Consider the following 22239-nt stretch of genomic DNA (forward strand, 5'->3'; position numbering starts at 1 on the left):
CGGAATGAGTGAGGAAGGCGGATGCTCCGGCATCCGCCTTTTTCGTGCGCCCGGTAGCGTGTGAGCATGCTTCCTGTTCCGCACACCGCGATCATCGTCGTCGCCGCAGGGTCGGGTACGCGCCTGGCCGGCGGGGCGCCCAAGGCGTTCGTCGGGATCGATGCCCGGTCGATCCTGCGCCACGCGCTCGACGGCGTCTTCGCCGCGCAGCCGATGCAGGTGATCGTCGTGGCTCCGGCCGGCTTCGAAGGGCAGGCCGAGAGCGATCTGCTCGCTGCGGCGGGGGAGCGCGCCGACCTCGGCCGCGTCGTCACCGGAGGTGCGACCCGCCAGGAGTCGGTGTCGGCGGGGCTCGCCGCGCTCTGGGGCGACATCGACACCGTGCTGGTGCACGACGCAGCGAGGGCGCTCACGCCGACGGCGGTGATCGACGCGGTCGCCGATTCCGTGGACGGCGTCGCCGGCGTGCTGCCGATGCTGCCGGTCGTCGACACCCTGAAGAAGGTCGACGGCGACATGATCGTCGCGGCGATCGATCGCGCCGAGCTGGCGGCCGCGCAGACCCCGCAGGGCTTTCCGCGCGGAGCGCTCGAGGCCGCATACGAGGATGCGCGTGAAGCGGGAGTGGAATACACCGACGATGCGGCGCTGTTCGCCGCGGCCGGCCACGCTGTGCGGCGGATCGCCGGCTCGGAGCGGGGCTTCAAGATCACCACGCAGGCCGACCTCGAGCGAGCACGGCATCTGCTCACGGCATCCGCTCCGCGTCCGCTGCTTCCTCGGGTGGGCATCGGCACCGACGTGCACGCGTTCGGCGGCGAGGGGAACCTGTGGCTCGCCGGGCTCGAATGGCCGGGCGAGCAGCCCTTGTCGGGACACTCGGACGGCGACGCCGTAGCGCACGCCATCGTGGACGCGCTGCTGGGGGCCGCCGGTCTCGGCGACATCGGCGAGCACTTCGGCACAGCGCATCCCGAGTACGCCGGAGCCCACGGCGTCGTGTTCCTCGCGCGCACACGGGAGATCCTCGCGGAGAACGGCTACGCGATCGGCAACGTGTCGGCGCAGCTTCAGGGGAACAGGCCCAAGTTCAGCCCTCGGAGGGCGCACGCGCAGGCAGTGCTGAGCGAGGTCCTCGGAGCCCCCGTGTCGGTCACGGCCACGACCACCGACGCCCTGGGCTTCACCGGCCGTGGCGAGGGCATCTCGGTCACCGCGATCGCGACGGTCATCCCGCTCTGATGTCCGGAGCCCCGCGGGCGGGAATGCGCCGCCGGGGCGCCTCGTTGCCTGATGGGGTGACCACGAAAGAAGGAATCGGAATGAAGATCCTCATCATCGGAGCGACAGGACACGTCGGGCGCGCAGCGGCCGCCGCCCTCGAAGGGCACGAGATCGTCGGAGCCTCCCGCGGCGGACAGCCCGCCGTCGACGTGACCGATCCCGCCTCGATCGAGCGCCTTTTCAGCGAAGTCGGGAGCGTCGACGCGGTGATCGCGGCTGTGGGCAGCGTGCCGTTCGCGCCGCTTGCCGAACTCGGACGCGACGCCTACGAATCGGCCTTCCGGGGCAAGGTGCTGTCGCAGATCGACATCGTCCGGATCGGCACGCCCTTCGTGCGAGAAGGCGGCTCATTCACCCTGACCAGCGGCATCCTTGCGCGTGAGCCGATCGCGACCGGCGCTGCGGCGTCGCTGGCGAACGGCGCCCTCGAGGCGTTCGTCCTCGGTGCGGCGCCCGAGCTTCCTCGCGGCATCCGCCTCAACGCGGTGAGCCCCTCCGTCCTGGAGGACGCCCCGGCGTATCACTCATCGTTCCCCGGCTTCATCCCGGTCTCCTCGCACCGGGTCGGTCAGGCGTACGCGAAGAGCGTCCTCGGCGTGCAGACGGGGCAGGTCTTCCCGGTCGACTGACCCCGTGTCGGCCTGGGCGCGACGCATTGCGGTGCGCCCAGGCTTCGCGGTCGGCCGCCCGGTAGTCTTGAGCAGTGACACTCCGCCTCTACGACACCCGCGCTGCCGCTCTGCGCGATTTCGTGCCTCTCGATCCCGAGAACATCACGATGTACGTGTGCGGACCCACAGTGCAGTCGGGCCCCCACATCGGGCACGTCAGGGCGGCGCTCAGCTTCGATCTGCTGCGGCGGTGGCTGACGCACCGGTATGGCCGCGTGACCTTCGTGCGCAACGTCACCGACATCGACGACAAGACCCTCGCGAACGCCACCGCCGAGGAACCGTGGTGGGCGCTCGCGTACCGGATCGAGCAGGAGTTCACCGCGGCGTATGCCGCCGTCGGCATCCTTCCCCCCACCTATGAGCCCCGGGCCACCGCCTCGGTCCCCCAGATGCAGGAGATCGTCGCGACGCTCATCGACCGCGGCCACGCCTATCCCGCCCCCGACGGCTCGGGCGACGTGTACTTCGACGTGCGCTCCTGGCCCGAATACGGCTCTCTCACGCACCAGTCGCTCGACGCGATGGAGCCGGCGGAGGACGCCGACCCTCGCGGCAAGCGCAACCCTCAGGACTTCGCCCTGTGGAAGGGCGCCAAGGCGGAGGAGCCGGCGGACGCCGTGTGGCGGTCGCCCTGGGGGGCAGGGCGCCCCGGCTGGCACATCGAGTGCTCGGCCATGGCCAAGCGCTACCTCGGCGCCGAATTCGACATCCACGGCGGAGGCCTCGACCTGCGCTTCCCGCACCACGAGAACGAACTCGCCCAATCGACCGCGGCCGGCGACGGCTTCGCGCAGTACTGGGTGCACAACGGCCTGGTGACGGTCGGCGGGCAGAAGATGTCGAAGTCGCTCGGCAACTTCACCCTCGCGGCCGACGTGCTCGCCGCGCACGACCCGCAGGTGGTGCGCTACGCGCTCGCTGCCGCGCACTATCGCTCCAGCCTCGATCTGACCGAGTCATCGTGGGCCGAGGCCGAGGCCGCGCTCGGGCGGATCCGCACCTTCCTCGAACGAGCAGAGAGGAGCCGCGGCTCGCTCTCGGGCGACGGGACCGTGACGTACATCCCGACTCTCCCCGAAGAATTCGCACGTGCGATGGACGACGATCTCGGAGTGCCGCAGGCTCTCGCCGTCCTGCACGAGCGGGTGCGCGCCGGCAACCAGGCGATCGATGAGGACGACGGCGCGGCGGCGGAGCAGGCGCTGCACCAGGTTCGCGCGATGGTCGGCGTGCTCGGCCTGGACGACGTTCCGGGAGGAACCGAGAGCGAGGGGGCGACGGCCTCCGCTCTCGACGCCCTCGTGCAGACGATGATCACCCAGCGTGCGCAGGCGCGCGCTGACAAGGACTGGGCGGCGGCGGATCGCATCCGTGACGCGATCGCCGCCGCAGGAATCACGCTGGAGGACACTCCGGCCGGAACTCATTGGAGTATCGATGGCTAAGCCAGGCAACCCCTCAGCGGGCAAGGGCAAGAAGAAGGGGCCCAGCAAGGGCACCGGCGGACTCGGACGCAAGGCGCTCGAGGGTCGCGGACCGACCCCGAAGGCGGAGGACCGCGCGTGGCATCCCGCGGGCAAGCGCAAGGCCGCGGCCGAGCGCTTCGCTGCCGCCGGCGGCAAGGGCCGACCCGGTCAGCAGCGCAATTCGGGCGGAAACCCGAACCGCTCGGCTCGCGCCAAGGACAACACCACCGACACCGAGATCGTCACCGGGCGCAACTCGGTGCTCGAGGCGCTGCGCGCGAAGATCCCTGCCACCGCGTTCTACATCGCCCAGCGTGTGGAGATGGATGACCGCACCAAGGAGATGCTCGCGATCGCGACGCACCGCGGCATCCCCGTGCTCGAGGTCACCCGTCAGGAGCTCGACCGCATGGCCGGGTTCGACGGCGTGCACCAGGGCGTCGCGATCAAGGTGCCGCCGTACGAGTACGCGCACCCGCAGGACCTGCTCGAAGCGGTGATCGACAAGGGCCAGGTGCCGCTGTTCGTCGCTCTCGACGGCATCACCGATCCGCGCAACCTCGGTGCGATCATCCGCTCGACCGCCGCGTTCGGCGGTCACGGGATCATCCTGCCGCAGCGTCGCTCGGCCGGGGTGAACTCGGCGGCGTGGAAGACCAGCGCCGGCGCGGCAGCACGCGTCCCGGTCGCTCTCGCCGTGAATCTCACGACGCAGCTCAAGGAGTTCAAGAAGCAGGGCGTGTTCGTCCTGGGACTCGACGGCGGCGGCGATGTGGATCTGCCCGACCTGCAGCTCGCCGATCGTCCTGTCGTGATCGTCACGGGTTCAGAGGGCAAGGGCCTCTCGCGGCTCGTGGCCGAGACGTGCGACCAGATCGTGTCGATCCCGATCTCGGCGGCCACCGAGTCGCTGAACGCCGGCATCGCGACCTCGGTCGCGCTGTACCAGGTCTCCACCGTCCGCAACGCCAAGAAGTAGGAAGGCACGTCATGACCCGCATCGTCGTTCTCGGAGGGACCGGCTATGCCGGTCGTCACATCGTCGCCGAGGCGGTGAGCCGCGGCCATGAGGTCGTCGCCGTGTCTCGCTCGGTCCCGACAGACCAGGTCATCGGGGCGGAGTACGTGCAGGGCTCGGCGCTCGACGTCGCTCCGCTCGCGGAGACCCTGACCGCGGCGGACGCGGTGGTCTCGGCGCTGTCGCCTCGCGGCGACATGACAGATCGTGCTCTCGAGGCTCTCACCAACGTCGCCGAGCTGCTGAGCGGCACCTCCACGCGCCTCGGCGTCGTCGGCGGCGCCGGCGGCAGCCTGATCGCCCCCGGCGGCCCCCGGCTGTTCGACCAGGGCTTCCCCGAGGAGTACAAGCACGAGGCGCAGGTCGGCATCGACTCGCTCGCGATGCTGGAGACGACGGATTCCGGCCTCGACTGGTTCTTCGTTCACCCCGCCGAGGTGTTCGGCCCCTGGGCCGAGGGGGAGCGCACCGGTCACTATCGTGACGGCGGCGATGTCCTCGTGCGCGATGACGAAGGCAAGTCGTACATCTCGGGCGCCGACTTCGCGGTCGCGGTCGTCGACGAGATCGAGCAGGGCAACCACCACCGCGAGCGGTTCACCGTCGGGTACTGACGCGATCCCGCCTCCGCTCAGCGGGCGTTCTCGCGGCGCCACGCGACATAGTGCGCGACGGCCGCCGGCACGTCGTAGTCGGGGCGGAATCCGGTCTCCGCGGTGAGCCGGGTGATGTCGAGGTAGGGGTCGACGCCGTCGCCGTCGCGCCCGCCGTCGACGAGCGGGGGAGTCGAGCCGGGGATCGACGCCGCCACGGCGGCAGCGACCTCGCGGTAGGTGAGCCGACCACCGCTGGAGACGTTGTAGGTGTCGTGGGCGAGCCGGTCGGTCGTCATCAGGAGCGCGATCGCCCTGCCGGTGTCCGGAGCGTAGGAGAAGTCGCTTCCCTCATCGGCATGCAGCGGGGGCGGATTCTCTCCCCGCAGCAGCGCTCCCACGTAGGGAGGGATCGGGTTGAACGTCGATTCCGGGTCCATCAGCGGACCCCACGTGCTGCCGATCCGCACCACGACCGGCTGGATGCCGATATCCCGCAGTGCCTGAGTGGTGACCGGCTCGGCGGCCTTCTTCAGCGCGATGATCAGGTGAGGCACGTCGGTGGCCGGCAGCGCGTGCTCCTCGCGCCAGGGCAGTTCGGCCGTGCCGATGTACACGCCGATGCTGCTGGCCACGGCGAACCGCCGAACCCGCCAGGCGCGGGCGGCGTCGAGCATGTTCAGCAGCCCCGTCAGGTCGTGGCGGAAGAACGCCACAGGGTCGTCGCCGGGGATGCTCCCGGCGAGATGCACGATGTCGGTGATCTCGAACCGCTGCCCGAGGTCGAGCACGGCCTCGCGATCTGTGACGTCGAGGGTCTCGACCCGCACGCGGCCGACGAGGAACGACGGCACGTCGGCGCGACGATGTCCGGTGATCACGACCTCCTCACCGAGGTCGGCGAGGGCCGCGGCGGCGTGGGCGCCGATCATCCCGAGGCCGCCCGTGACGAGGATCACCGCTGCACCTCGTAGCGCAGGTGCGTCACGTCGGGCGCGACGACGGCCTCGATCAGCCTCAGGCCGATGTGCTGCGGCAGTTCATGGAAGTAAGGGCGGCCACCGCCGAGCAGCACAGGCACCTGATGCAGGATCAGCTCGTCGACGAGTCCCGCCTTGAGCGCCTCGGTCGTGATGACCCCGCCCATGAGGGCGACGTCCTTGTCTCCGGCCAGTTCGCGAGCGAGGTCGACGGCGTCGGCCAGGCCGGTGGTCACGATGTGCTGCCGGTCGGATGCCGGTGTCAGCTCCTGGTGGCTGAGCACCACGAGCGGGGCGGTGGGGTGCGGGGCGCCGCCGGCGAAGTCGTTCGAGTCGGTGTAGGTCTTGCGGCCGGCCAGGCTCGCACCGACGCGGCCGGCCGCCTCGTCGAAGAACCCGACGCTCTCCGCGGTGAGAGTGAATCCGGGAAACGCGCGGCTGGGCACGTCGCCGCTCGAGTACCAGTCGAACAGGACGCCTCCGTCGCCGAGACCGTGCCCCGGCCGGGGATCGCGGCCGGTGATGTAGCCGTCGACGGATACGGACAGTGCGGTGATGACCTTGGTCATGATCGTTCCTTCGGGGTGTCGGGGGTGGGGGATCGGAAGAGCCCGTGGGGGTCGTACGCGGCTTCGGCTTCGGCGATGCGGTCGGCGTTCTGCGCGTGATAGGCGGTGGCGGGATCGGCGAGGGCGGCGTCGGGGAAATTCGGATAGACCCGCCCTGAGCCCTCGGCATGCGCGATGCTCCAGGAATCATCGATCCAGTCGTCGCCCGTGTCGCCGACATGCTCGAGCAGGAAGCGCTGGCCGCGGTGGGCGAAGGCGGTGGCCTCTGGCGGCGTGCGGTCGTATGCTCCGCCCATCGCGGTGAACGTGAGGCGCCGTGACGTCTGCGAGGGGTGAGCGAGCGCGTCGAGCAGGTCGACGATCGGCCCGTGGCTCATCCTCGTCGCGAAGAACTCGGAGCGGATGCGCACGGCCGATCCGTCGTCGGCATCCCGCTCAGCCAGGCTCTGCTTCAGCCGGTGGAATCGTGCCGGCGCGGCGAGGGGCAACTCGCGCACGTCTGCGCAGCCCGCGGTCGCGAGCAGCGTGCGCAGGTGCTCGAAGGTGTCGGATGCCGGCAGCAGCGAAGCTCCGAACAGGCGCGCGGTGACGCCGGCCGGGCTCGACTCGACGGTGAGATCGACCGTGAGACCGGGCGGAGCATCCGGGGCCCGATCCTGCCATGCCGCGACGAGAGCCGGCAGATCCGCCTCGGGGAGCTCGAAGTCGATCGGAATCGCCTCCGGTTCGGCGAGCGTCGAGAAGACGAGAGATGCGACGACGCCGAAGCGCCCGCCGCCCGCACCGCGCAGAGCCCAGAACAGCTCGGGCTCGTGCGTCTCGTCGCACTGCACGACGCGTCCGCCAGGCAGCACGACGACGGCGCTCACCAGGCTGTCGCAGGTGAGCCCGTGTGCGCGCCCCAGCAGACCGATCCCGCCGCCGAGAGTGAGACCCGCGATTCCGACAGTGCGCCCGCAGCCTGCAGGAAGAGTTCGCCCGTGGGCCTGCAGGGCCGAGTACACCCCGCCCAGGCGCGCACCCGCTCCGATCGCAGCGGTGCCGTCATGCGCCACCTCGATGCCGGCGAGCCCGGACACGTCGAGCACGACCCCATCGGTCGATGAGCTGCCGATGAAGCAGTGCCCGCCGCCGCGAGGTGCCAGATGGGCGCCGACCTCGGCCGCTGCGCGCACGCTGCGCACGACGTCATCGACCGAGCGGCAGCGGATCACCGCGAGCGGGTGCACGTCGCGGTGCGGCGCGCCGGCGGGGCGGCGGGCGTCGTCGTAGCCCACGTCGCCCTCCATGAGGAGCTCGCCGTCGAGGGTCTCGCGCAGCCTGGTCATCTCGCGCATGGCTCGACTCTATGAAGCGCGTGCCCGTGCTCGATTGAATGAATCGTGCATCCTCACCCTGCTGGCAGCGGCATCGGCCGGGCCGCGAGGAAAGGCGCGTACGACGCGAGGTGGTCGTGTCCGCACGCACAGCGATCGACGCCTCCGAGCAGCTGCAGCGGTGTCACGCCGGTCAGTCGCACGCATTCCCGGTTCAGATGCGCCTGATCGGAGTACCCGACATCGGCGGCGAGTCCTGCCACTCCGTCGGCATCCCTCCGCCCGGTCGCACCGGCACCGGCCTGGGCGAGGGCGAGGAACCCCTGGAAGCGCAGAGCCCGCTGCAGCACTTTCGGGCTCAGACCGGTCGCGCTCAGGCAGCGCCGGCGCAGCTGGCTCGCCGAGAGCGCCAGGGCATCAGCCGCATCGCCGACCTGAGAAGGACGCCACGGCATCAGGATGCGCGCGGCCTCGCGCACCAGCACATCCAGGTGCGCGGCCCGACGGTACTCCTGCAGAAGACGACGTTGCAGCAGTGCGAGTCCGACCGAGGCGCTCGCTGCGAGCGCGAGCGCCTCAGCCAGCCTCTCGGCGTCGGCTCCCCAGAGGTCCTGCAAAAGAACCCGCTGGTCGACCAGGTCATCGAGGAAGGCCGGGAGGGGCGGGGCTCCGCCGGGGAAGAAGCGCACGCCGAGCACGGTCGTCCGGGCGGGGATCACTTCGACCAGCGGCCCGGTCAGCGGACCCAGAAGGTGCGGGCGTCCACCGACAGGGAAATGCAGCTCGACGCCTCCCGTCGGCAGGTGCCGCTGTACGTATGGTTCGTCACCCACCTGCTGGATCCACACCGTGCGGGCGACTCCGCGCAGCTGCGCGATCGGCAGGCGCTCGGTGTACGAGGCGGGCGCGGCTATGCCGGACATCTCGGTCCGTCAGCGAACCGCGGGGAAGGCGCGGCGCATGCTGCGCTTCCAGAGCAGGACGGCGATGACGATCACGGGCAGAGCGAGCAGGCCCTGCTCGACCTTCATCCACGGCGGATATCCCGAATCGGGGGCGACGATCAGCAAGATCACTCCGATCGGGGCGATCGTGGCGATGAGCCGCATGCGGGTGTAGGCCCTGCGGCTGCCCCGGGACGCCGCAGCCGTGACCGCGATGAAGGCGAAGCAGGCGATCGTCACGGCGACGCCGCGCAGCCACATCACCCAGTTCACCTCGGCAGGACTCGTGATCGAAAGAACGACGGTGACGATGAGCCCCGCGAGAGAGATGGATCCGGCCGCGGCCCACAGCGCGCGTACGCGACGCAGATCGCGCTCTGTGTCGAGTGCGGTCGTCATGAGCGGCCTTCTTCGGCACGGTGCGCAGCGCGGTCGTAGATGGCGACGATCTCGTCGATCTCCTCCGTGGCATCGGCCGGTTCGAGCGTGCGGCGGTACGCGAACTCGTCGATTGTGGCGCGGATGCTGCGCGCCATCACCTCGGGCTCGAACTCGCCGAACTCGCCCGCATGCTGTCCTTGCGAGAGCAGGATCGACAGCAGCATCACCGAGACGTCATCGCCGTCGCGCGGACGGCCACTGCCGCGGACGATCTCGGTCACGGCGATGGCCGACGCGGGGTTCGCGGCCAGGTAGTCGAGGTTCGAGCGGATGTAGGCCGCGAGCTTGCCGCGGAAGTCGGACGCGGCGTCCATCGCGGGACGCATCACCTCACCGGCATCCGACACCACCTGCATGACGACGGCTTCCATGAGCCGTTCCTTGCTGTCGAAATGGTAGGAGATGAGCCGGGTGCTGCTGAGCTCGCCGACGTCGCGGATGCGCGAGAACGTCAGCGACGCGTAGCCGCTCTCGGCGAGCGCCTGGATCGTCGCGGAGATGATCTGCCGTCGTCGGCGTTCGGTCGGGGCATAGGTGCGTGTCTCCGGTGTCATACCGGAGATATTACTCAAGTGAGTAAAATTGTCAATGCGGGAGGATCAGACCAGGTCCCGCCAGTCGACCTCATCCTCGTCGTCGTCTGCGATCGGCGTCACGCCGGTGATCACCGGTAGGCTCATCGTCTCGGTGGGCGGCCCCATGATGGTCGCCTCGTCGCGCCGGTGTCGCAGCACCTCGTTGATGTAGCTCGTCAGGACTTCGGCCAGAGGCACCGAACGGCCCTGATTCTGCGACAGATACCAGCGGTGCTCGAGCACCTGATGGAAGACCTCTGCAGGTTCGAGCTTGGCGCGCAGGTCGTAGGGGATCGCGCGGACCACGGGCTCGAACACGCGCGTGAGCCACTCGTGGGCGTACATCTCCTCGTCGGCCCACTGCTTGGTCGAGCGCGCGCGGAACTCGTCGAGGTCGTTCAGCAGGCGGCGCGCCTGGTTCTCCTCGACGTCGAGTCCGGTGAGCCGGATCAGGCGCCGCTGGTGGTGCCCGGCATCCACCACCTTCGGCTGGATCTCGACGACCGTGCCGTCGGAGGTGGTCGACATCGACATCTCGTCGATGTCGAAGCCGAGGGCGTTGAGGCGCTCGACGCGCTCGGTGATGCGCCAGGTCTCGGCGGCAGAGAAGGACTCCTGCGCCGTGAGCTCGGCCCACAGGGAGCGGTACGAGGACACGATGCCGTCGGCGATCGCGATCGCGTCGACACCGCGCTCGAGCCGGCCGCCCGCGGCGAGGTCCATGACCTCTCCGGCGATGTTCGTGCGGGCGAGGTCGAGATCGTAGGCGCGCTGCCCGTCGGTCAGACCCTCCTCGTGCAGCTCGCCGGTCTCGGCGTCGACGAGGTAGGCCGCGAACGCGCCCGCGTCACGGCGGAAGAGCGTGTTCGAGAGGGACACGTCGCCCCAGTAGAAGCCGACGTTGTGCAGACGCACGAGCAGCAGCGCGAGCGCGTCGACCAGGCGTGTCGCGGTGTCGGGGCGGAGGACACGCGTGAACAGGGCGCGATAGGGCATCGAGAAGCGCAGGTGCGAGGTGACGAGTGCGGCGGGGAGCGGGTCTCCCGCGGCATCCGTCCGTCCTGCGATCACGGCGACTCGATCGACGCAGGGGACCGCGAGGCGTGCCAGGTTTCCGAGCATGTCGTATTCGCGCTGCGCCATCTCGTCGGTGGTCTCCTTCACCGCGACGACGCGGCCGGAGAGGTCTGCGAAGCGCACGAGATGCCGGGAGAGCCCCTTCGGGAGCGACACGATCTGCTCCGACGGCCACTTCGCGAGGGTCGTCGACCAGGGCAGGGCGAGCAGGCCCGGGTCCACGGTGCTGGCGGTGATGCGAAGTGCGTCCTGCATGGTTCTCCTGAAGGGACGGATGCCGGGGGAAACGACGCGGCGCGGAACGACCAGAAGGTCGCCCCGCGCCGCGATGCTGCAGAACTCAGGAAGCCGAGACCACAGGCTTGTCGTTCAGACGCTCGCCCGACTCGATGTCGAAGGCGTGCACGTGGCCGGGGTTCGCGGCCAGCGTGACGGTCTCGCCCGCGTTCGGGTGGTTGCGGCCGTCGACGCGTGCGACGAGGTCGGCGCGCTTGCCGTTGATCTCGGTGTGGCCGTACAGGTAGCCGTCGGCGCCGAGCTCCTCGACCAGGTCGACGACGACCGAGAGGCCCTTGCCGTCGGCGGGACCGACGGTGATGTCCTCGGGGCGCACGCCGACGGTGACCTGCGAGCCGTTCGCACGACCCACGGTGTCGCGGTCGAGGGCGACGATCTCGGTGCCGAACTTCACGCCGCCGTCGGCGAGGTCTGCGGCGAACAGGTTCATGGCCGGCGAGCCGATGAAGCCTGCGACGAAGACGTTGTTCGGCTTCTCGTAGAGGTCGCGGGGCGAACCGACCTGCTGCAGGAGGCCGTCCTTGAGGACCGCGATGCGGTCGCCCATGGTGAGGGCCTCGGTCTGGTCGTGCGTGACGTAGACCGTGGTGACGCCGAGGCGGCGCTGCAGCGATGCGATCTGCGTACGGGTCTGCACGCGCAGCTTCGCGTCGAGGTTCGACAGCGGCTCGTCCATGAGGAACACCTGCGGCTGGCGGACGATCGCGCGACCCATGGCGACGCGCTGACGCTGACCACCGGAGAGCGCCTTCGGCTTGCGGGTCAGGTACTGCTCGAGGTCGAGGAGCTTGGCGGCCTCGAGGACGCGGGTGGCGCGCTCCTCCTTGCCGACACCGGCGATCTTGAGCGCGAAGCCCATGTTCTCGGCGACGGTCATGTGCGGGTACAGCGCGTAGTTCTGGAAGACCATCGCGATGTCGCGGTCCTTCGGCGGCACGTCGGTGACGTCGCGGTCGCCGATGAGGATGCGGCCGGCGTTGACCTCTTCGAGGCCGGCGAGCATGCGGAGCGACGTGGACTTACCGCAGCCGGAGGGGCCGACGAGGACGAGGAATTCGCCGTCTCCGACCTCGAGGTTCAGCTTGTCCACGGCGGGACGGGTGCCGCCGGGGTACAGGCGGGTGGCGTCATCGAAAGTGACAGATGCCATTGCGTTTCTCCTTCACCGGCAGGTACGTGCCGGACGATCCGTAGTGATAGAGCGGCGGGTGAGCACCCGCCGTGACCCATCATTGGGTCGGGTTCAGTATGGCAGAGCCGACACGGATCGGTAAATGCTCGCACCTGGGTATTTCTCAGACTGTCTGGTTAGCATCGATTCCGGCCGCGCTTCGCGGCGTTCGCCGCGTCGAGCGGCGTCCGGGGCCACCCTGCCCCCGTGAGACGGCAAGAGGAACGATGTCGAGCGACGAGACGCCGAACGTCCCCACACCTCGCAATTCGCGCGAGGCCGTGCGGGAGAAGGCACAGCAGGTGCACGCCCAGCAGTCGAGGGCGCGTCTGATGCGACGGATCATCATCGGCGCGGTCGCGATCGTGGCCGTCGGTGCGATCGGCACCGCCGTCACGCTCGCGGTCTCGGCGCAGGTGACCAAGCCGCAGCTCACGCCCTCCGGCATGGACGGAGACGGCATCCTCATCACCGGGGTCTCGGCCTCCGCATCGTCCGACGAGGTCCCCGCCACGCCGAGCGCCGAGCCCACCGGCGCCTCCACAGAGCCCACTCCCACTCCCGAGCCCACCGCGGCCGGCGACGCGGTCGACATCCACATCTACGTGGACTATCTGTCGCCGGATGCCGGGACCTTCGAGCGCGCGAACGCCCGCCAGCTGGCGAACTGGATCACCGAGGGTGCGGCGACTGTCACGTACCACCCCGTCGCGCTCTTGACCGCGAGCTCGAACGGCACCAAGTACTCGCTGCGCGCCGCCGCGGCCGCCGCGTGCGTCGCCACGCATTCACCCGAGCAGTTCTACGCCTTCAACCACGACCTGCTCGACGACCAGCCCGAGATCAACAGCGACGGACGCAGCGACGTCGACCTGGCGAACTCGGCCACGGCGGTCGGCGTGAGCAACGCCAAGGACGTGAAGTCGTGCATCGAGAACAAGGACTACATCGCCTGGGCCAAGGAAGCCACCAACCGCGCACTCGCAGGACCTCTGGTCGGATCGGATGACCTCGTCCTCACCTCCGCGCCGATGGTCGTCGTGAACGGCGAGCAGTATGTGGGCGCGCTGGACGACGCCACCGAGTTCTCGCAGTTCGTGCTCACGGTCGCCAGCGACACGTACTACGAGGAGACGCCCACCCCGACACCCTCTCCGACCGAGACTCCGGCGCAGTAGGTTCGGAGCACCGTGCCGCCATCGCTAAGCTGGTGGCATCCGCCGACTTGGCGCAATTGGTAGCGCACCGTACTTGTAATACGGGGGTTACGGGTTCGAGTCCCGTAGTCGGCTCCAGGAGCGGATCCGCAACACGGCGTCTCGCGGGAATGCCGCGGGGCATGCACGAGGTTGTCTCGGGCATGACCCGCATCGGAAACAGTGACCTCGACGTCTTCCCGCTCTCCCTCGGCGGCAACGTGTTCGGCTGGACGGCCGATCGCGACGCCTCCTTCGCGGTTCTCGACGCCTTCATCGACGGAGGCGGCGACTTCATCGACACCGCCGACTCGTACAGCGCCTGGGTGCCCGGCAACCACGGCGGCGAGAGCGAGAGGATCATCGGCGAATGGCTCGCCTCGCGCAAGCCCCGGAATGTCGTCGTCGCGACGAAGGTGAGCCAGCACCCCGAGTTCACGGGTCTCTCGGGATCGAACGTTCGCCGAGCGGCCGAGGCGTCCCTCACCAGGCTCGGAGTCGATGCGATCGACCTGTACTACGCGCACTTCGACGATGAGACCGTTCCCCTGGAGGAGACGGTCCCCGCCTTCGGGCAGCTCGTCGATGACGGTCTGGTGCGCCACATCGCCGTCTCGAACTACAGCGCCGAACGGATCCGCGAGTGGGAGGACATCACGACTCGGCTCGGCGTCGCCCGCCCCGTGGCGGTGCAGCCGCACTACAACCTCGTGCATCGCAACGTCGTCGAGGAGACGATCATCCCGGTCGCCGAGGAATTCGGCCTCGGCCTCGTTCCGTACTACTCGCTCGCGAGCGGCTTCCTGACCGGCAAGTACCGCTCGACGGATGCCGAGGGCCTCGCCTCTCCTCGCGCCGCCGGCGCCGCCAAGTACGCGACCGAGGCGGGGCTGCGGATCATCGACGCGCTCGAGGAGATCGGCGCAGCGCACGGAGCGTCGATCGCGTCGACCTCGCTGGCGTGGCTGCGGGCGCAGCCGACCGTGGTGGCGCCGATCGCGAGCGCCCGCACGGTCGAGCAGGTGCCCGACCTTCTCGCCGGCGCGCGGCTGGAGCTCACGGCTGAGGAGGTCGAGACCCTGAACCGGGTCTCGGAGTGGTCGCCCGCGCGCAGCTAGTCTCCGGCGGGCGCATCCTCTCCCAAGCCGAGCCGGTGCGCGAGGATGACGGCGTGGATGCGGTCGCGGGCCCCGAGCTTGGCGAGCACACGGCTCACATGCGTCTTCACGGTGGACTCGGAGACGAACAGCTCGGCGCCGATCTCGGCGTTGCTGAGCCCGCGCGCGATCGCGAGGAACACGTCGTGCTCGCGCTCGGTGAGGCTCTCGAGCACGTCGGCTCCGTCGGGTTCGGGCCCGGGCCCGGGCAGACGCGCGGACACGTGGTCGAGCAGCGTCCGAGTGATCCGCGGTGACAGCGCGGCGTCTCCGCGGTGCACGGCGCGAACCGCGGAGATCATCTCGTGGCGTTGCGCGTCCTTGAGCAGGAACCCGCTCGCCCCGGCGCGGATCGCGCCGAAGGCATATTCGTCGAGATCGAAGGTCGTCAGCACGAGAACGCGGGTGCCCGGATGATCACGCACGATCGCCTCGGTCGCTGCGATGCCGTCGAGTCCGGGCATCCGGATGTCCATGAGCACGACATCGGGCTGCAGGGCACCCGACTGAGCGATCGCCGCGTGACCATCGCTCGCCTCGCCGATCACGACCAGGTCGGGTTCGGCCTCGAGCACCATGCGGAACCCGAGGCGGATGAGCTCCTGATCGTCGACGAGGAGGATGCGGATCTGCTCTGTCATGGATTCTCCTGTTCCAGGGCCAGGTCTCCGGCCGGAATCGTCGCGCGCAGCCTCCATCGTGAGCCATCAGCGCGACCGTAGGCGATGCTGCCGTTCACATGAGCGACGCGCTCGGCAAGCCCCCTGAGACCGAAGCCCGACGGGCCGACCGTGGCGCCCACGCCGTCGTTGACCACCTCGACGACGACACCGTTCGCTGATCGCTCCAGGCGCACATCGATCGCGGTCGCGGCCGGCGCATGCCTGATCGCGTTCGTCACGCCCTCCTGCACGATCCGCGCCACGGCGTGCTCGACACCGGCTGTGAACGTCGCGCCTCCCGTGCTCGAGAACGTGACCGGGAACCCCGCCTGCTGCGCGGTCATGACGGTGTCGTGCGGCGTCGGGGCCGTCATCGGCGACAGCGGCAACGCGGCTTCGTCCTCGCGAAGGACGCCGAGCATCGACCTCATCTCGCCGAGTGCGGAACGGGCCGTGGCCGCGGCCGCGGTCGAAGCGTCGCGAGCGCGCGCAGCATCCGACGTCGCCGCTGCCCCCTCCGAGAGCGCGACGATCACCGTGAGCGAGTGCGAGACGATGTCGTGCATCTCTCTCGCGATCCGTGCGCGCTCCGCCGCGGCGGCGAGCTTCGCCTGCTGATCTCGCTCGACAAGCAGCTGACGTGATCGATCGATGAGCGCGGCGAGGTAGCGCTTGCGTCCTCCGACGTTGATGCCGATGAGAGTGCCGATCAAGCCGACCACGAGATTGCCCAGGAGCCCGTTCGCCGCCATCTGGAGGGTGATCGCGCCGAGGAGCAAGAGGACTCCCGATAGCACGGTCAGCGATGCCAGGCCGATTCCGAGCCCGACCCATGCGGCACGGTTCGACGCATAGACGGCGAGTGAGTACGCCGCCACGGTCACCATCGGGGTGCCTCCGGGTGCTCCGAGCAAGAGGAAGAACGCCTCGGCCGCGAAGGCGGCGATGAACGGGACGAGTGGATGCCGTCGGCGGAGCAGAAGAGCGCCGCACGCCGCGACCACAGAGATCGGCACGAGGACCGCGAGCAGGAGCGCGGTCGGCTCCGGAAGATCGTCGGCTGGACTCCTCACCGGAGCCAGCGAGAGCAGGAGGCAGAACAGGGAGATCAGCACATCCCCGAACAGCGGATGCCGGCCCCAGAACCTCTGGAACACCCCGGGGGGACGCGGCAGCCGCAGGCCGTCGTCCTCGAGGGACACGGCGCTGCGGCTGCGGGTCTTGCTCACGGAGCGACTCTACGCGTCGCGGGTGCGCAGCACGGCCCAGGCGCCGAGCATTCCCGCGGCCACCCATGCGGCCAGGGTGAGGTAGGCGACCGGGGTCTCGAGAGCCGCGCCATCGGTCAGGATCGCGCTCTGCGCAGCCGCCACCGGCAGGTACGCCGCGGCATCCATGACCCAGGCCCAGGACTCGCCGGCCAGCATGAAGAAGTTCGCCACGATCGGCAGCACGAACAGCAGGCCGACGGTGGCGGCGATCGCACCCGCTCCCGAGCGGAGGATGAATCCGAATGCCACCCCGATCAGGGCGAACACGGCCATCGCCAGAGACGACACGACGATCGGGAGGAGCGACGCCGAGGGGTCCGACCAGTCGATGCTCTGATCCCGCGTCGAGACCACTGCCGTGACGGCGAGCGCGGCCGCGAAGAAGGTCAGCAGCGACGAGACGAACAGGAAGAGGGCGATGACCACGGCCTTCGCCGCGAGCACCGATCCTCGCACCGGGTTCGCCGCGAACGTGGAGCGGATCATCCCGGTCGAGTATTCGCCGGTGACGGAGATGGCGCCGAGGATGCCGGCGAGCAGCATCGTGAACTGGATCGGCATCACGACGGCCTGGATCGGATCGAACCCTGGCTGATCCACCGCCTGAGCGATGAGCATGGCGATGCCGATCGTGAGTGCGGCTGCGATCGCGATCGACCACCAGGTCGACCGAAGAGTGGCGAGCTTGATCCATTCGCCGTGCAGCGAACGCAGGAAGCTGGGCCTGTGGACCGTGTCGGCACGGGGCCGGGTGAGGGGAGGGGCCTGGACGGTCATGAGATCTCCTTGGTGCGGTACTCGACGGAGTCGCCGGTGAGGGCCATATACGCCTCTTCAAGCGAGCCGGTGGTCGGGGTGAGCTCGTGCAGCGGGATGCCGCGGTCGGCGGCGAGGTCGCCGATCCGGGCTGCGGGGAGGCCCACGATGTCGAGCAGGTCGGGTGCGGTGCTCACGATCTCGACGGATGGTCCGCCGACCGCCGCGGCCAGGTCGGCGGCGCGAGGCGTGCGCACGCGCACGGTGTTGACGGTCCATGCGCGCACGAGCTCCTCGAGAGGCGCGTCAGCGAGCACCTGGCCGCGGCCCATCACGATCACATGGTCGGCGGTCTGGGCCATCTCGCTCATCAGATGGCTCGACAGCAGCACGGTGCGCCCCTCGGATGCTGCGTGCCGGACGAACTGCCGCACCCACCGAACGCCTTCAGGGTCGAGGCCGTTGACCGGTTCGTCGAGGATCAGCGTGTGCGGGTCGCCGAGCAGCGCGGAGGCGATGCCCAGTCGCTGCCCCATGCCGAGCGAGAACCCGCCGGCGCGCTTGCGGGACACGGATCCGATCCCGGCGAGGTCGATGACCTCGTCGACGCGCGTCGAGGGGATGCCGTGGGTCGCGGCCATGGCGCGCAGATGGTTGCGCGCGGTGCGTCCGGTGTGCACGGCCTTGGCGTCGAGCAGCACGCCCACCTCTGTGAGGGGAGCGCGGAGCCTGCGGTACTCGCGTCCTGCGACGGTCGCGCGACCCGAGGTCGGGCGGTCGAGTCCCACGATCATACGCATCGTGGTCGACTTGCCCGCACCGTTCGGCCCCAGGAACCCGGTGACGCTTCCCGGCTTGACGGTGAACGACACGTCCTGAACGGCGGTCTTGTCTCCGAACCTCTTCGTGAGGCCTTCAGCTGTGATCATGCCTCCACGCTATGCGGCGGCATCCGCTCCCCGCGTCCTCCCCGAGTACCGTCCTCGAGCACGGCGGTGTCCTCCCTGTGGCGGATGCTCAGGAGCTGGGCCGGCCGAAGGTGTCCGGGTCGACAGGGCGGATCGCCCGCGGCAGCTTCTCGACCACGAGCAGGTACGACTCGGTCACGAGCTCGGTCACGAGTCCCGCTTCGAGCGACGGGCCCGGTGTCAGCGTGATCCAGTGCTTCTTGTTCATGTGGTAGCCGGGCGAGATGTCGGCGAACGTCTCGCGCAGAGCGACCGAGTCGTCGGGGTGCGACTTGAGCGTCACGCGGCCCGTACGGTCGAGGGGGATCAGCAGGAACACGCGTCCTCGTACCTTGTAGACGTCCCAGTCGGGTCCGAAGGGATTCTCGCGCGTCGCGCCAGGGAGCTCTTCGGCGCGCTGCGCGGCGAGGGAGATCAGGTGTTCGGCATCCATCCTCAGAACAGCCGCTCGGCGCCCTTGTCGTCGGCGCGGGGCACGGCGACGACCCGGTCGTCGAGGGATGCCGCGGCCAGCAGCGCCTCGTCGATGAGTTCGCGGTCGCCCTGGGCCCGCAGCCAGTCCTGCGCGAAAGCCGTCGGGATGAGCACCGGCATGCGGTCATGGAGGTCTGCCAGGTGCGCGGGGGCCGGGCGCATCACGATGGAGTAGCAGGTGAACCACTGGCCGTCGGCCGTCCGGCCACGCTGCGTGACGGCTGCCATGCCGAACAGGGCCGAGGTGTCGAGACCGAACTCGTGCCAGACGCGCTCGGGCTTCTTCATCTCGTACCACCCGGTCGCGGGAACCAGCGCGCGCGACTTCAGAGCCCCCGTTCGCTCCTGCAGCCGCTCGGACCGGGTGTTGATCGAGGGGAACTTCGCCGGCTCGCCGTTCACGAGGAACCCCCACCATGCGGGCTCGAGCGTGGTCTGCCCGTCGGCATCGATGACGATCGGGCTGAGATTGCGGAGATTCTTGCCGGTCGGGCGCAGCGTCTCGCCGGCGTTGGCCTCGGCCCACTCCCTGAGACCCTCGATCAGGGCCTCGTCGGCCTCGGCCAGCAGCTCGTCATCGGTGAAGCGGGGATCCAGGCCGTAGCTCGCGCACATGCAGACAGGTTAGCTCCGGGCACCGACATCCGCTCGGCTAGGGTCGAGAGGTGACCGCGAAACGCCCCCTGCCCACCCCTGTCGCCCTCGGCGGCGCGGTCGCGATCGGCGTCATGACGGCCGTGCAGGCTCGCGTGAACGGCGTGCTCGGGGTCGAGGTCGACAACGGCATCGTCGCGGGCTTCATCTCCTTCGCGGTGGGTCTGCTGATCCTCATCGTCGTCATCCCGTGCATCCCCTCGGCGAGGCGAGGAGCTGCGCGCCTGTGGCGCGGCGTGCGCGCAAGGACGATCCCGTTCTGGATGCTCCTGGGCGGCACCTGCGGCGCCCTCACCGTCTCGACGCAGGGCATCACGGCCGGCGTGCTCGGCGTCTCGCTGTTCACAGTCGGGGTCGTGGCTGGCCAGACCCTGCATGGGCTCGTGCTCGATCGGCTGGGCGTCGGGCCGGCCGGGGTCGTCGCCGTCACGCCCGGCCGTGTGCTGGGCGGCGTCTTCGCCCTCGGTGCGGTCGCGATCTCACTCTCGGGTGATGTGCTCGCCGAAGCGCCGCTGTGGATGCTGCTGCTGCCGTTCGCGGCCGGAGTCGGCATCGCGTGGCAGTCGGCGGCCAACGGGCGGCTCGCACAGCGCGTGCAGTCGCCGATGGCGGCGACGCTGATGAGCTTCATCGGCGGGGTCATCGCGCTCGCCCTCGCCGCGGGCGTCAGCATCCTGATCCGCGGTCTGCCGCAGCAGCCGCCCGCCGATCCCTGGCTGTATCTCGGCGGTCTGCTCGGCTTCGCATACATCCTTCTCGGCGCCTTCATCGTGGCGCACACGGGCGTGCTGCTGATGGGGCTCGGCTCCGTGCTCGGGCAGCTCACGGCATCCGTCCTCATCGATCTGCTCTGGCCTGCTGATGCGGGGCCTCAGCTGTGGCAGCTCGTCGCCATGATCACGGTGGCGGTCCTCTCGGTCGTCGTGGCGGTGCCGCGGCGCCGCCGACCTCGAAATGGTTGATCGCAGTCGATAGTTGCGTTTCGGCAACTAAAGGCGTACAGTTGATGAAGATCAACTATTTACGCAGGAGCCATCACTGTGACAACCACTTCTTCCACGCCGCCCGAGACCGCGCGCTCGGCACGCGAGGTCTTCACCGCCATCTCCGGCCTCATCGTCGGAATGTTCGTCGCGGTGCTCTCCGGCACCGTCGTGTCGACCTCGATGCCCGTCATCATCGCCGACCTGGGCGGCACGCAGTCCCAGTACACCTGGGTCATCACCGCGAGCCTGCTCGCGACCGCCGTGTCCACCCCGATCTGGGGCAAGCTCGCCGACCTCGTCGACCGCAAGATCCTCATCCAGATCGCCCTGATCCTGTTCACTGCGGGCACTGTGATCGCTGGATTCTCCACCGACACGAACATGCTCATCGCCGTCCGCGTCGTGCAGGGCATCGGCGTCGGCGGACTCATGTCCCTGGTGATGATCGCCGTCGCGCTGATCATCTCGCCCCGCGAACGCGGCAAGTACATGGGCGTGGTCGGCGGCATCATGGCCCTCGGCACGATCGGCGGGCCGCTGCTGGGCGGTCTCATCACGGATGTGTGGGGCTGGCGCGCCAACTTCTTCGTCGGCGTTCCGTTCGCCGTCGTCGCCCTCGTGCTCCTGCAGTTCACACTGCACCTGCCCAAGCCCGCTCGGGCGAAGGTCTCGATCGACTACTTCGGCATCGTGCTTCTCGCCGTCGGCGTATCGACCCTGCTCATCTGGGTCTCCATGGGCGGCAGCGAGTTCGACTGGGATTCGATGACGAGCTATGCGCTCGCCGCGGTCGCGGGCCTCGCCATCATCGCCTTCATCGCGGTCGAGTTCGTGGTCAAGGAGCCGATCGTCCCGATGTCGCTGTTCCGCAATCGCACGTTCACGCTCTCGGTCATCGCGTCGATCGCGATCGGCGTCTCGATGTTCGCGACCTCGGTCTTCCTCGCGCAGTACTTCCAGCTCGCGCGCGGCGCGACGCCGACCGAGTCGGGCCTCATGACGATCCCGATGATCGTCGGCCAGATGGGCGCCTCGATCGTGATCGGCCAGCTCGTGAGCCGCTTCGGCAAGTGGAAGGGGTGGATGCTGGTCGGCTCCGTGCTCACCACGATCGGCGTGAGCCTGATGGCCACGCTGCGCTACGACACCCCGTTCCCGCTCGTGGCCGTGTACATGTTCGTGCTGGGCGCCGGTCTCGGCATGGTCATGCAGAACCTCACGCTGATCGTGCAGAACGACACCCCGCCCACGCAGCTGGGCGCGGCCTCGTCGAACGTGAACTTCTTCCGCACGATCGCGGGAACCATCGGCGTGACGGTCATGGGCTCGATGCTCTCGAACAGCGTCACGACCTACGTGAAGGACGGGCTGACCGGCTTCACGCCGACGAACGAGGATGAGGTCGCCGCACTCAAGCACCTCGCCTCGGGCGACGTGCCGAAGGTGTCGGAGCTGCCCCACGCGATCCGCTCGATCGTCGAGAGCGCCTATGGCCACGGCATCGCGGATGCGTTCATCATCGCCATCCCGCTCGCGGTGCTCGCGATCATCGCGATCGCGTTCATCAAGAACAAGCCGCTGTCGACCAAGAACGCCGCCGAGCAGCTGCGAGAGCAGGCGGAGGAATCGGCGATCGAGGTCGCCGAAGCCGAAGTCGGCGCGTCGACCGGAACCATCGGCGTGGTCGGCGCCGAGCCGTCACGGCGCTGA

At 69.3% G+C, this 22239-nt stretch carries 23 protein-coding genes and 1 tRNA gene; 10 read left to right on the top strand and 14 right to left on the bottom strand.

The features are described 5' to 3' along the window. Positions 1-66 precede the first annotated feature (66 nt). From ispD to RS84_RS00670, 5 genes are all read left to right on the top strand, one after another. Positions 67-1242 carry a 2-C-methyl-D-erythritol 4-phosphate cytidylyltransferase gene (gene ispD / locus RS84_RS00650; RefSeq protein ID WP_045255829.1) on the top strand — a complete coding sequence of 392 codons (1176 nt, stop codon included), beginning with the start codon at positions 67-69 and terminating at the stop codon, positions 1240-1242. Between the two features lie 80 nt (positions 1243-1322). Further along, positions 1323-1913 carry a short chain dehydrogenase gene (locus tag RS84_RS00655; RefSeq protein WP_045255830.1) on the top strand — a complete coding sequence of 197 codons (591 nt, stop codon included), beginning with the start codon at positions 1323-1325 and terminating at the stop codon, positions 1911-1913. 74 nt (positions 1914-1987) lie between these two features. Next, on the top strand, positions 1988-3403 hold the full coding sequence (cysS, locus tag RS84_RS00660; protein ID WP_045255831.1) for a cysteine--tRNA ligase: 1416 nt from the start codon (positions 1988-1990) through the stop codon (positions 3401-3403). Further along, positions 3396-4403, top strand: a complete 1008-nt coding sequence (gene rlmB, locus RS84_RS00665; protein WP_045255832.1) for a 23S rRNA (guanosine(2251)-2'-O)-methyltransferase RlmB — start codon at positions 3396-3398, stop codon at positions 4401-4403. Before cysS ends, rlmB begins: the two co-directional genes overlap by 8 nt. An 11-nt stretch (positions 4404-4414) precedes the next feature. After that, positions 4415-5056 (top strand): NAD(P)-dependent oxidoreductase, encoded by a 642-nt coding sequence (locus tag RS84_RS00670; RefSeq protein WP_045255833.1) that lies wholly within the window; start codon positions 4415-4417, stop codon positions 5054-5056. Between the two features lie 17 nt (positions 5057-5073). On the opposite strand, the gene RS84_RS00675 is transcribed toward RS84_RS00670, so the two are convergent. The 8 genes from RS84_RS00675 to RS84_RS00710 all read right to left on the bottom strand — a co-directional run bounded on the left by RS84_RS00675 (position 5074) and on the right by RS84_RS00710 (position 12384). Next, positions 5074-5994 carry an NAD-dependent epimerase/dehydratase family protein gene (locus tag RS84_RS00675; RefSeq protein ID WP_045255834.1) on the bottom strand — a complete coding sequence of 307 codons (921 nt, stop codon included), beginning with the start codon at positions 5992-5994 and terminating at the stop codon, positions 5074-5076. Continuing rightward, on the bottom strand, positions 5991-6584 hold the full coding sequence (locus RS84_RS00680) for a dihydrofolate reductase family protein (RefSeq protein ID WP_045255835.1): 594 nt from the start codon (positions 6582-6584) through the stop codon (positions 5991-5993). Before RS84_RS00680 ends, RS84_RS00675 begins: the two co-directional genes overlap by 4 nt. Continuing rightward, on the bottom strand, positions 6581-7921 hold the full coding sequence (locus RS84_RS00685) for an FAD-binding oxidoreductase (RefSeq protein ID WP_045255836.1): 1341 nt from the start codon (positions 7919-7921) through the stop codon (positions 6581-6583). The genes RS84_RS00680 and RS84_RS00685 overlap by 4 nt, the downstream gene beginning before the upstream one ends. A gap of 53 nt (positions 7922-7974) precedes the next feature. Next, positions 7975-8823 carry a helix-turn-helix domain-containing protein gene (locus tag RS84_RS00690; protein ID WP_045255837.1) on the bottom strand — a complete coding sequence of 283 codons (849 nt, stop codon included), beginning with the start codon at positions 8821-8823 and terminating at the stop codon, positions 7975-7977. Positions 8824-8832: 9 nt separating this feature from the next. Next, on the bottom strand, positions 8833-9243 hold the full coding sequence (locus tag RS84_RS00695) for a hypothetical protein (RefSeq protein ID WP_052676151.1): 411 nt from the start codon (positions 9241-9243) through the stop codon (positions 8833-8835). Further along, on the bottom strand, positions 9240-9839 hold the full coding sequence (locus RS84_RS00700; protein WP_045255838.1) for a TetR/AcrR family transcriptional regulator: 600 nt from the start codon (positions 9837-9839) through the stop codon (positions 9240-9242). The genes RS84_RS00695 and RS84_RS00700 overlap by 4 nt, the downstream gene beginning before the upstream one ends. A gap of 45 nt (positions 9840-9884) precedes the next feature. Next, a complete protein-coding gene (locus RS84_RS00705) occupies positions 9885-11192 on the bottom strand; it encodes a DUF4032 domain-containing protein (RefSeq protein ID WP_045255839.1) in 1308 nt (435 codons plus the stop codon). A gap of 85 nt (positions 11193-11277) precedes the next feature. Next, positions 11278-12384, bottom strand: coding sequence for an ABC transporter ATP-binding protein (locus RS84_RS00710; RefSeq protein WP_045255840.1), 1107 nt, complete (start codon positions 12382-12384; stop codon positions 11278-11280). A 248-nt stretch (positions 12385-12632) separates the two neighbouring features. On the opposite strand from RS84_RS00710, the gene RS84_RS00715 reads away from it, so the two are divergent. From RS84_RS00715 to RS84_RS00725, 3 genes are all read left to right on the top strand, one after another. Then, positions 12633-13583, top strand: a complete 951-nt coding sequence (locus tag RS84_RS00715; RefSeq protein WP_045255841.1) for a DsbA family protein — start codon at positions 12633-12635, stop codon at positions 13581-13583. 41 nt (positions 13584-13624) lie between these two features. Then, a tRNA-Thr gene (locus RS84_RS00720) sits at positions 13625-13700 on the top strand. A 65-nt stretch (positions 13701-13765) separates the two neighbouring features. Next, a complete protein-coding gene (locus RS84_RS00725; protein WP_045255930.1) occupies positions 13766-14719 on the top strand; it encodes an aldo/keto reductase in 954 nt (317 codons plus the stop codon). Here the strand turns inward: RS84_RS00725 and RS84_RS00730 are convergent. The 6 genes from RS84_RS00730 to RS84_RS00755 form a co-directional block, all read right to left on the bottom strand. After that, positions 14716-15399 carry a response regulator gene (locus RS84_RS00730; RefSeq protein WP_045255842.1) on the bottom strand — a complete coding sequence of 228 codons (684 nt, stop codon included), beginning with the start codon at positions 15397-15399 and terminating at the stop codon, positions 14716-14718. The genes RS84_RS00725 and RS84_RS00730 overlap by 4 nt on opposite strands. Further along, positions 15396-16649, bottom strand: coding sequence for a sensor histidine kinase (locus RS84_RS00735; RefSeq protein WP_082061980.1), 1254 nt, complete (start codon positions 16647-16649; stop codon positions 15396-15398). The genes RS84_RS00730 and RS84_RS00735 overlap by 4 nt, the downstream gene beginning before the upstream one ends. A 9-nt stretch (positions 16650-16658) precedes the next feature. Then, complete coding sequence (locus RS84_RS00740; RefSeq protein WP_045255843.1) at positions 16659-17468, bottom strand: ABC transporter permease; 810 nt, start codon at positions 17466-17468, stop codon at positions 16659-16661. Next, positions 17465-18376, bottom strand: a complete 912-nt coding sequence (locus RS84_RS00745; RefSeq protein ID WP_045255844.1) for an ABC transporter ATP-binding protein — start codon at positions 18374-18376, stop codon at positions 17465-17467. The genes RS84_RS00740 and RS84_RS00745 overlap by 4 nt, the downstream gene beginning before the upstream one ends. 88 nt (positions 18377-18464) lie before the next feature. Further along, on the bottom strand, positions 18465-18848 hold the full coding sequence (locus RS84_RS00750) for an MmcQ/YjbR family DNA-binding protein (RefSeq protein ID WP_045255845.1): 384 nt from the start codon (positions 18846-18848) through the stop codon (positions 18465-18467). Between the two features lie 2 nt (positions 18849-18850). Beyond that, complete coding sequence (locus tag RS84_RS00755) at positions 18851-19504, bottom strand: SOS response-associated peptidase family protein (RefSeq protein WP_045255846.1); 654 nt, start codon at positions 19502-19504, stop codon at positions 18851-18853. 50 nt (positions 19505-19554) lie between these two features. Between RS84_RS00755 and RS84_RS00760 the strand changes: the two genes are divergently transcribed. Both RS84_RS00760 and RS84_RS00765 read left to right on the top strand, forming a co-directional pair. Further along, complete coding sequence (locus tag RS84_RS00760) at positions 19555-20505, top strand: DMT family transporter (RefSeq protein ID WP_045255847.1); 951 nt, start codon at positions 19555-19557, stop codon at positions 20503-20505. Positions 20506-20583: 78 nt separating this feature from the next. After that, on the top strand, positions 20584-22239 hold the full coding sequence (locus RS84_RS00765) for an MDR family MFS transporter (RefSeq protein ID WP_082061981.1): 1656 nt from the start codon (positions 20584-20586) through the stop codon (positions 22237-22239).

Source organism: Microbacterium hydrocarbonoxydans (assembly GCF_000956475.1).
Lineage (GTDB): Bacteria > Actinomycetota > Actinomycetes > Actinomycetales > Microbacteriaceae > Microbacterium > Microbacterium hydrocarbonoxydans_A.

Excerpts from the sequence above, each read along its gene's own strand:
- ispD (WP_045255829.1), top strand. The coding sequence starts at position 67 with ATGCTTCCTGTTCCGCACACCGCGATCATCGTCGTCGCCGCAGGGTCG.
- RS84_RS00655 (WP_045255830.1), top strand. The coding sequence starts at position 1,323 with ATGAAGATCCTCATCATCGGAGCGACAGGACACGTCGGGCGCGCAGCG.
- rlmB (WP_045255832.1), top strand. The coding sequence starts at position 3,396 with ATGGCTAAGCCAGGCAACCCCTCAGCGGGCAAGGGCAAGAAGAAGGGG.
- RS84_RS00670 (WP_045255833.1), top strand. The coding sequence starts at position 4,415 with ATGACCCGCATCGTCGTTCTCGGAGGGACCGGCTATGCCGGTCGTCAC.
- RS84_RS00680 (WP_045255835.1), bottom strand. The coding sequence starts at position 6,584 with ATGACCAAGGTCATCACCGCACTGTCCGTATCCGTCGACGGCTACATC.
- RS84_RS00685 (WP_045255836.1), bottom strand. The coding sequence starts at position 7,921 with ATGCGCGAGATGACCAGGCTGCGCGAGACCCTCGACGGCGAGCTCCTC.
- RS84_RS00690 (WP_045255837.1), bottom strand. The coding sequence starts at position 8,823 with ATGTCCGGCATAGCCGCGCCCGCCTCGTACACCGAGCGCCTGCCGATC.
- RS84_RS00695 (WP_052676151.1), bottom strand. The coding sequence starts at position 9,243 with ATGACGACCGCACTCGACACAGAGCGCGATCTGCGTCGCGTACGCGCG.
- RS84_RS00700 (WP_045255838.1), bottom strand. The coding sequence starts at position 9,839 with ATGACACCGGAGACACGCACCTATGCCCCGACCGAACGCCGACGACGG.
- RS84_RS00705 (WP_045255839.1), bottom strand. The coding sequence starts at position 11,192 with ATGCAGGACGCACTTCGCATCACCGCCAGCACCGTGGACCCGGGCCTG.
- RS84_RS00710 (WP_045255840.1), bottom strand. The coding sequence starts at position 12,384 with ATGGCATCTGTCACTTTCGATGACGCCACCCGCCTGTACCCCGGCGGC.
- RS84_RS00715 (WP_045255841.1), top strand. The coding sequence starts at position 12,633 with ATGTCGAGCGACGAGACGCCGAACGTCCCCACACCTCGCAATTCGCGC.
- RS84_RS00725 (WP_045255930.1), top strand. The coding sequence starts at position 13,766 with ATGACCCGCATCGGAAACAGTGACCTCGACGTCTTCCCGCTCTCCCTC.
- RS84_RS00730 (WP_045255842.1), bottom strand. The coding sequence starts at position 15,399 with ATGACAGAGCAGATCCGCATCCTCCTCGTCGACGATCAGGAGCTCATC.
- RS84_RS00740 (WP_045255843.1), bottom strand. The coding sequence starts at position 17,468 with ATGACCGTCCAGGCCCCTCCCCTCACCCGGCCCCGTGCCGACACGGTC.
- RS84_RS00745 (WP_045255844.1), bottom strand. The coding sequence starts at position 18,376 with ATGATCACAGCTGAAGGCCTCACGAAGAGGTTCGGAGACAAGACCGCC.
- RS84_RS00750 (WP_045255845.1), bottom strand. The coding sequence starts at position 18,848 with ATGGATGCCGAACACCTGATCTCCCTCGCCGCGCAGCGCGCCGAAGAG.
- RS84_RS00755 (WP_045255846.1), bottom strand. The coding sequence starts at position 19,504 with ATGTGCGCGAGCTACGGCCTGGATCCCCGCTTCACCGATGACGAGCTG.